The sequence below is a fragment of the candidate division WOR-3 bacterium genome, from assembly GCA_026418155.1.
Taxonomy (GTDB): domain Bacteria; phylum Hydrothermota; class Tepidihabitantia; order Tepidihabitantales; family CAIPLT01; genus JAOABV01.
In genome coordinates, this window is sequence record JAOABV010000071.1 from 1 (window position 1) to 8,339 (window position 8,339).

Consider the following 8,339-nt stretch of genomic DNA (forward strand, 5'->3'; position numbering starts at 1 on the left):
GGTGAGTGTAGCTCAATTTGGTTAGAGCACCTGACTGTGGCTCAGGATGTTGCCCGTTTCGGGTCACTCACCCTTAAAAAATAATGTATTATGTCTATGTGTTAAAAAGTATGAAGGATAATAAACTTTATACTGGCTATACAGAAAATCTAATGAAGCGTATTGAACGACACAATCTCGGCAGGGTCAAATCGACCAAGCATCGCAGACCGTTTAAACTCATCTATGCTGAAAGTTATGCCAATAAATCCGAAGCAATCTCAAGAGAAAAATATCTCAAATCTCTTGAGGGCAGAATATGGCTGAAGAAACAAATTTCTATGGTGAGTGTAGCTCAATTTGGTTAGAGCACCTGACTGTGGCTCAGGATGTTGCCCGTTTCGGGTCACTCACCTTTAACTTGATAGCAAAATAATGATTATAAAAATTAATTTCTATGGTAAATGTAATCTAAATTACTTAGAACATTTGAATACATCTATGGATGTTACCGATTCTGCTTACTCACTATTGCGCCCGTAGCTCAATCGGATAGAGCGCCGGGCTTCGAACCCGTAGGCTGCGCGTTCGAGTCGCGCCGGGCGCGCTAACTTTATAATGCAATTGGTAATATACTCATTATGACTTACACCCCGCTAGCTCAACTTGGCAGAGCAACGGATTCTTAATCCGTGGGTTGAAGGTTCAACTCCTTCGCGGGGTACATTAAAAATATTAAATATTAAAAATCAAAAATTAAATACTACTTGTATTTATTAGTCAGGAGTTTTTATGGAAGAACTAAAATCTAATTTAGAGAAAAACAATTTATTACAATCTCAACTAACCCGTATTCAATCTCTCATTGATATAATTTATCTTGTCAATGTTACCTGGTTATATGTCTTCTCTCTTATCTATCCATTATTTGGTATTATATTTGGGGTAATAATATCTCAGGGAAGTATCTCTCAATATGGCCAAAAAATCGGTCGGACTTGTTTGATTTTAGGGGTCGTCAATCTTGTACTGCTTATAATTTCTGTAGTTATCTTTATTGCTTTAGGCGGAGTCTTATCTAAATTAATTCCATATAGCATATGAGTATCTTCCTAACATTTCTTCTCTTTTTGAACACGCCATTTTATCGGGCTCCAATTAAAGAAGCCTTTCCAAAAGTTGATAATAATTTAATCTGGGTCTATTTCACTGATAAAGGGTTTAGGTCGGTGTCAGAATACGAAAACATATTACAAAATTACTCTCCCCCATTAAGTGTTGATGCGTTGGAACGAAGGTTAAATTTTATGGGACAATCTTTAGATTTTGATGATTTGCCGGTATATCAAAAATATATTGATGAAATTATTGGTCTCGGTGCAGAGTTACGCGGTATTTCTAATTGGCTCAATGCTGCCAGTTTTCGCATATCTTCTCTGCAAATATTAGAAAAAATATTTAATTTGCCTTTTGTCTATAATATAACTCCACTTAGAACTAATTCTGTAGAAATATTAGACCGCATTTCAATTTCCCAGACAGATAAGAATGCAAAAAAACGAAAAGAAGACACTACCTCTTATCGTGTTTTCTATGGTCTTGCCTATGACCAGAATGCAATGTTGGGTGTGCCACCAGTGTTTCATCGTGGCTATAGCGGTTCTCGGGTAAAACTGGCAATCTTTGACACCGGCTTAAAAAGAAAACACAATGCAGTAAGGAATCTAAAAATCTATAAAGAACACGACTTTCTGGCACCTGATGACTTCTATAAACAAGATATTTCGGGTAGCATTTCTAAAATCGATAATTTAAGCAATATTAGTTTAATAAAATCACCGCAACTTATAAAAACTAACCAAAACCGATTATTACTTATCTATTCTGCAGACTCTTTTAGATATTCTACGCAACACCGCGGAGTCTTTTATAGTTACAGTAATAACCAAGGTCAAACCTGGTCTAATGCTAAAAACATCTACTTTACACCAACGCATAATATCTCAATTCAAACAATTTCTTATGCTTTGAATGGGTCTAAAACTTTTTTAGCCTGGCAGGACTTACTTCCTCAAGCACCTACTTTACCTATACCCAGAATTTATTTCGGATATTTTGTTGATACAACTTGGAACTCCTTAAGTGCTCCAATCCTAACAGGTAAAAATCCCAACATATTTGCAAAAAATAATTATTTATATCTTGTCTACACTAATCCTGATTCGATATTACTATTTGATAAATCTTATACCTCTAATCTTCAGTTCACAAACCCAATTGCCGTCAATATTTTCAATGAACCAATAATAAATCCTTTAATTATCGTGGACTCAGTTGTTAATATTTTTGCGATTGGTGTAAAATCCCATAGAATTTATCAATTTCAATCTTTCGATAACGGTTTCACTTTTCAACCACTACCCTTTGTTGACACTACTGCCAGTGCAATTCAAGTTCAATCTTTAGGCGACACAATTTATTTATTATATAAAGATTATACCTCAATACCATATACAAAACTTTCGCTCAAAAAATCAATTGACCAAGGAAATACCTGGAGCACGAAAATCGCAGTTACTGATAATTTAACTACCTTAGGTGATTTTGCTTTTATTTTAAGCGGTGATACTATTTTCATTACTTATGAATCCCAAGGTAATATTTATTTGACGAAATCTACAGATTTTGGCAACACATTCAGCCCTTCTTATATTATTACTCAGGATTTTTCTTATTGTCCACGAATTAGTATTTTTAACAACCAACCCTTTATACTGTGGTACAAGCATGGTGATGAAAACACTGACTATGAACAAGGTGAAGACCACATTGAACAGCCAAATCATGGCACGCGAATGGCATCAATCATTGCTGGGTATCAACCTAATTCAATGGTGGGCGTGGCACCAGGTGCTGAACTGTTAATTGCTAAAACTGAATTGTATCGGGCAAAAACCGGTGATACGGTTGAAATCACTTCAGAAGAAGATAATTGGATTCAAGCCTTGGAATGGGCAGAAAAAGAAGGTGCTAAAATTATTTCCAGTTCCTTAGGCTATCGTAATTGGTACATTGACAGGGATTTAGATGGTAAAACAATTCCCATTTCAATTGCTGCTGGAATTGCAGCTAAAAGAGGCGTTGTTATTGTCAGTGCAATGGGAAATCGGACTTCGGCTTTTCCTTGGCCAAGTCGTTATATTGTTGCGCCTGGCGATGCTATTGGAATCATTACTGCTGGCGGAATTACAAAATCATTACGGCCTTGGCGCGGAACCGGCCTTGGACCAACGATTGACGGTAGAACTAAACCCGATTTAGTGGCACTTGCAGATACGGTAATTGTTGTTGCTCCAGACTCCACCAATAATATTTATGAAGGTAGTATTGGCACATCTTGTGCAACCGCATTAATTGCTGGATGTTGTGCTTTAATTTGCGAGGCACACCCAGAATGGAATGCCGATTCAGTAAAAAACGCCCTTTTTGCTACAGCAACACATTTAGGCGAATCAATTCCTAATGACACTTTCGGCTATGGTGTGCCTAATATCGATTCGCTCTTAAAACTATATCCGCCCAAAAGACCGGAATACCAAAAAGACCGAATGGCTGAACCTTTTCCAAATCCTTATATTCCTTCAAAACACGGTAACATTTATTTTCCCTTATTATTAATGAATAAACCAGTAAATCCTCAAATTCGCATTTACACATTAAATGGCGAATTAGTTAAAACCTTAAAACTAAATCCTGATTATCTGAAATCTCTTGGCAGATATGGTGTTGAAGGTGACAAAACCGAGTTAGAAAAAATCGGTGCATTTTGGAATGGAAAAAATGAATCAGGAAGACAAGTTGGTGCTGGTCTCTATTTTGCTGTTTTACAAACGAGTTGGGGCTACGATGTAACTAAGTTTGCGGTTATTCGTTAAACTTGACAAATTGCAAGAATCAATTATCATAGTATTAATCCAGCGTAGCTCAATGGTGGAGCATCCGGCTGTTAACCGGAGGGTTGCAGGTTCGAGTCCTGCCGCTGGAGTTTCTTGTTAAAAAATAATACGGCAATATTTAACTTACTTATAAAACTATTGAAATAAATTCAGGTCTTTTATTAATAAAGTGCTTTGGAAAAAATGGGGGCAACTATTTAATTTATAAGTAATTAGTACAATACAGACCCGTTTTTGATTGTTATCAACTTATTTAGGGATTTGTTAAAAAATAAGAAAGAAATAGTAGGTGTCAAAACAGATATAATGCTATTTTGTGGCTAAACACAAAAAAATCATGAAATTTTGTTAGCATATGGTAGCGTCAAGAATTTTGTGTAATTCCTTTTTTTCTTCCATAAGGCTTACTTCCAATTGTAATTAAACTCATAAAATGTATAGTATCTCTTGGACACATTGCAAATTATAGTTGACATTATATGACTTTTTTGTATACTTCTTATTATAAATGAGTAAATATAAATTAATAAAATTAATCCCTTTATAAAATCTATAATTATGAATCTTATTTTATGAAACAGCAACTCTTTAAGGCATCGCAAAAATTATTAGAACAGTATCGGCTAACAATCAATACTATTCCGCATGCTGTTTTTATTAGCGATCCTAAAAATCAAATACTATTTTGGAATAAAGCCTTTGAGAAACTTACCGCCAAAAATCCCAAAGAATTTCCATCACTGCGTTGTTGGCAAATTATTCACGATCTAAAGAGCCGTCCCCAAAATTGTCTTGAACTGGTTGCCAAAAAGACGAAGCTCCCAAAATCTGCTGAAATTGAAATTAATCGGCGATGTTTTCAAGCAATGGCAACACCGATATTTGATGAAAACAATAAGTATACCGGTTCGGTTCATATTCTATTTGATATTACCCAACAAAAGCAACAAAGTGACGCATTAATCCGTAGAGAAAAGATATTAGAAGCAGTAGCAATTGCTGGTGAACTTTTTATTAAAACTAAAAATTGGCAGTCTGTAGTCCCAAAAGTTTTGGCATTAATTGGTAAAGCATCTAAAGTTAGTCGAGTCTATATCTTTGAAAAACACCTTTCATCTAAGGGCAGATTATTAGCCAGTCAACGCTTCGAATGGGTGTCAAAAGGCATTACTCCCCAAATTAATAATCCCTTAATGCAGAATTTAGATGTAATTAAGGCCGGATTCGGTAGATGGGTAAAAATTTTAACTAAAGGCGCACCGGTCTATGGATTAGTAAAAGACTTTCCAGTAAAAGAACAGAAAATTCTTTCCGCACAAAGTATTCTGTCAATTGCCGTTGTTCCAATTTTTGTAGCGAAAGATTTATGGGGTTTTATCGGTTTTGATGAATGTATCAACGAACGCACTTGGACTCAAATTGAAATTGACACATTAAAAGCACTTGCCAGCCTAATCGGAAGTGTAATTGAAAACGCTCAAAAAGATAAAATTTTGCGCGAAAGCGAAGAGAAATTTCGTAGTTTAGTCAATAATTTAAACATTGGTGTATATCGTAATACTCCTGACCCTAAGGGAAAATTCATTGAAGCCAATCCATCATTGTGTCGGATGCTGGGTTATAATTCCCAAGAAATCAATAAGTTATCAGTTACTGACTTTTATCAAAATCCCCAAGAACGAGAAAATTTACTTACTAAAATTAAAAAATATGGATTTTTGAAAGACGAAGAAATTCATTTGAAAAAGAAAGATGGCACACCGATAGTTGCGCAAATCACTGCCCGTGCCCATCGTAATCTGAAAGGCGAAATTAACTGGATTGACGGCGTAATTGAAGATATTACGGAGCGCAAAAAAATTGAGCAACAAATCGCTGAAAGCGAAGAAAAATACCGGACCCTGATCGAAATGTCACCGTATGCGATTGCAGCTCACAGTGAAGGCAAAATTATCTTTGTCAACCAATCAGCCGTGAAACTATTGGGCGCTAAAAGTCCCCAGCAACTAATTGGAAAGCCAGCATTAGATGTTGTCCATCCTGATTACCGAGATTTTGTTAGAAAACGAATCCAAAAAATGCTAACAACAATGAAACCCGCGCCAACGGTTGAAGAAAAATTTGTTCGATTAGACGGTTCTGTAATTGATGTTGAAGTTTCAGCAAGGCCATTTATTTATCAAAATAAACCGGCAATAATGAATATTGTCAGTGATATCACCGCCCGAAAAAAAGCCGAACAAGAACAGCAACAAAAAATTGAGCAAACAATTCGTTTCCAAGAAACTTTATTAAAACTATCAAAACAGAAATTTATTGATTTTAATAACGCCGTTAAGACGATACTCAAAACTGATGCCCAAACAATCGATGTGGCACGAGTAAGTTTTTGGCAATTTTCTGAGGATAAAAAGAAACTAATTTGTCAAGACCTGTATTGGAAAAGTAAAGATACATACGAGAAAGGAATGGTGCTTTCTGTTGATAAATACCCCAATTATTTTAAGGCACTGAGAAAAGGAAGAGTCATTGTCGGTAATGATGCGCGAAAAGACAATCCTACCCGAGAATTTGCTAAAGACTATCTAATTCCGTTACATATTACTTCAATGCTGGACGCACCGGTTCGGTTGCACGGAAAAGTTGTTGGTGTTGTTTGTCATGAGCATACTGGACCAATGAGAATATGGACCTTAGAAGAACAGAACTTTGTGGCATCAATTGCTGATTTAATATCATTAGTTTTAGAATCCACTGAAATCAAAAAGTCACAAGAGATTATCCAAGTTAGTGAAGAAAAATATCGGAGTTTAGTTCAAAATCTAAATATCGGTATTTATCGTAGTACACCAGAAGGTAGATTTATTGAAGTTAATCCGGCAATGGCGCGAATTCTGGGATATAGTTCCGTAAATGAATTAAAAAATACTCTCGTCACCGCAACCTATCAGGACCCAGAAGACCGCAAAAAGTTACTTGATAAGATTAATAAATATGGTTTTGTAAAAAATGAAGAGTTGTATTTAAAAAAGAAAGACGGCACATCTATTATTGCTTCAGTTACTGCTCGCGTTCATCGTAATCAAAAAGGTAAAATCGATTGGATTGACGGTGTGATTGAAGATATTACGGAGCGCAAAAAGTATGAACAAGCATTATTTGAATCTGAAGAAAAATTTCGAACCCTGGTTGAAAATATTCAAGATATCATAATCTTGCGAGATGCCAAAGATAATGTCAAATATATTAATCCTGCCTGTAAACAAGTTTTGGGATATACTCCTGAAGAATTAATGGCAAAATCGCCCGATGTGTTCCACTCATTAATCCATCCTGCTGACCGAAAAGAAGTTGAAGAAAAATTGAATCGTGTTAAAATGGGTATTCCTTGTAGTAATATTGAATATCGAATGATAACCAAAGACGGCAAGATAAAATGGGTCTCACATTCCCGCACGCCCATTATGGAAAATAACAAAGTAATAATGACCATTGGCGTAATTAGAGATATTACCCCTCAAAAAGAAATTGCCCTTCAACTTCAATCAGCCAAAGAAGCCGCAGAAGCCGCAAATCGAGCAAAAACTGCGTTTCTGGCTAATATGAGTCACGAACTAAGAACACCAATGCACTCGATTTTAGGCTTCACAGACATCTTATTAGAAAAAGAAGAAAACAATCACAAAGAGCGCAAAGAGTTTCTTAACATTATAAGAAATTCCAGTGATAAGTTATTACATATTATTAATGAACTTCTGGATTTATCAAGAATTGAGACTGGGAAAATAACCGTTGAACACAAAGAGTTTGACATCTTTGAACTGGCAAATCGAATCAGATTTACCTATCAACCGAAAGCATTAGAGAAAAATTTACAGTTTAAGTTAATGCTATCAAAAAATCTGCCCAGAAAATTAATTGGCGACTCCGTAAAGATTGAACAGATAGTTACCAATCTCTTAGATAATGCCGTGAAGTTTACGTATCAGGGCAAAATTGAAGTTTCCTTTAGATTATCTGAAGTGCGAAAACCGAACGAAGCCGTGCTCGAATATTATGTGAAAGATACCGGTATCGGAATTGAACCAGAAAGAATACCTCACCTATTTGAACAATATCTTCAAACTGATGCTTATCTCACAAGAGCAACACCGGGAGCTCGACTGGGATTAGCGATTGTTAAACAATTAGTTAACTTAATGCACGGTGAAATTATTGTAAAAAGTAGACTCTCAAAAGGCACAAAATTTTTAATCCGACATCCGATTAAATTAGTTGATAGAACATCTCAAAAATAGCATAAGATATGAGCGGTATAATCGGAGAAAAATGCAATGTTCTGCTAATCCGACATCCGATTAAATTAGTTGATAGAACATCTCAAAAATAGCATAAGATATGAGC

General features: G+C 35.7%; 4 protein-coding genes and 5 tRNA genes. All 9 read left to right on the forward strand.

Annotation, left to right across the window (positions count from 1 at the left end):
- The first annotated feature begins 1 nt into the window (after position 1).
- The 9 genes from N2201_06910 (at position 2) to N2201_06950 (ending at position 8,233) form a co-directional block, all read left to right on the forward strand.
- Positions 2-72, forward strand: a tRNA-His gene (locus N2201_06910).
- Between the two features lie 11 nt (positions 73-83).
- Positions 84-347: a GIY-YIG nuclease family protein gene (locus tag N2201_06915; protein ID MCX7785933.1), complete on the forward strand. Its 264-nt coding sequence runs from the start codon at positions 84-86 to the stop codon at positions 345-347.
- A tRNA-His gene (locus N2201_06920) sits at positions 324-394 on the forward strand. Before N2201_06915 ends, N2201_06920 begins: the two co-directional genes overlap by 24 nt.
- A gap of 118 nt (positions 395-512) precedes the next feature.
- Positions 513-586 (forward strand) — tRNA-Arg (locus N2201_06925).
- Positions 587-629: 43 nt separating this feature from the next.
- A tRNA-Lys gene (locus N2201_06930) sits at positions 630-703 on the forward strand.
- A gap of 68 nt (positions 704-771) precedes the next feature.
- The gene (locus N2201_06935) at positions 772-1,083 is read left to right on the forward strand and encodes a hypothetical protein (GenBank protein MCX7785934.1); all 312 of its coding nucleotides are present in this window, start codon (positions 772-774) and stop codon (positions 1,081-1,083) included.
- 26 nt (positions 1,084-1,109) lie between these two features.
- Positions 1,110-3,914, forward strand: coding sequence for a S8 family serine peptidase (locus tag N2201_06940; protein ID MCX7785935.1), 2,805 nt, complete (start codon positions 1,110-1,112; stop codon positions 3,912-3,914).
- A 38-nt stretch (positions 3,915-3,952) separates the two neighbouring features.
- Positions 3,953-4,024: transfer RNA gene (locus N2201_06945), tRNA-Asn, on the forward strand.
- Between the two features lie 483 nt (positions 4,025-4,507).
- Positions 4,508-8,233 (forward strand): PAS domain S-box protein, encoded by a 3,726-nt coding sequence (locus N2201_06950; protein MCX7785936.1) that lies wholly within the window; start codon positions 4,508-4,510, stop codon positions 8,231-8,233.
- The last annotated feature ends 106 nt before the right edge of the window (positions 8,234-8,339 follow it).

What these genes read in the sequence shown, in the direction of transcription:
- N2201_06935 (MCX7785934.1), top strand. Translation starts at nt 772, where the DNA reads ATGGAAGAACTAAAATCTAATTTAGAGAAAAACAATTTATTACAATCT.
- N2201_06915 (MCX7785933.1), top strand. Translation starts at nt 84, where the DNA reads ATGTATTATGTCTATGTGTTAAAAAGTATGAAGGATAATAAACTTTAT.
- N2201_06950 (MCX7785936.1), top strand. Translation starts at nt 4,508, where the DNA reads ATGAAACAGCAACTCTTTAAGGCATCGCAAAAATTATTAGAACAGTAT.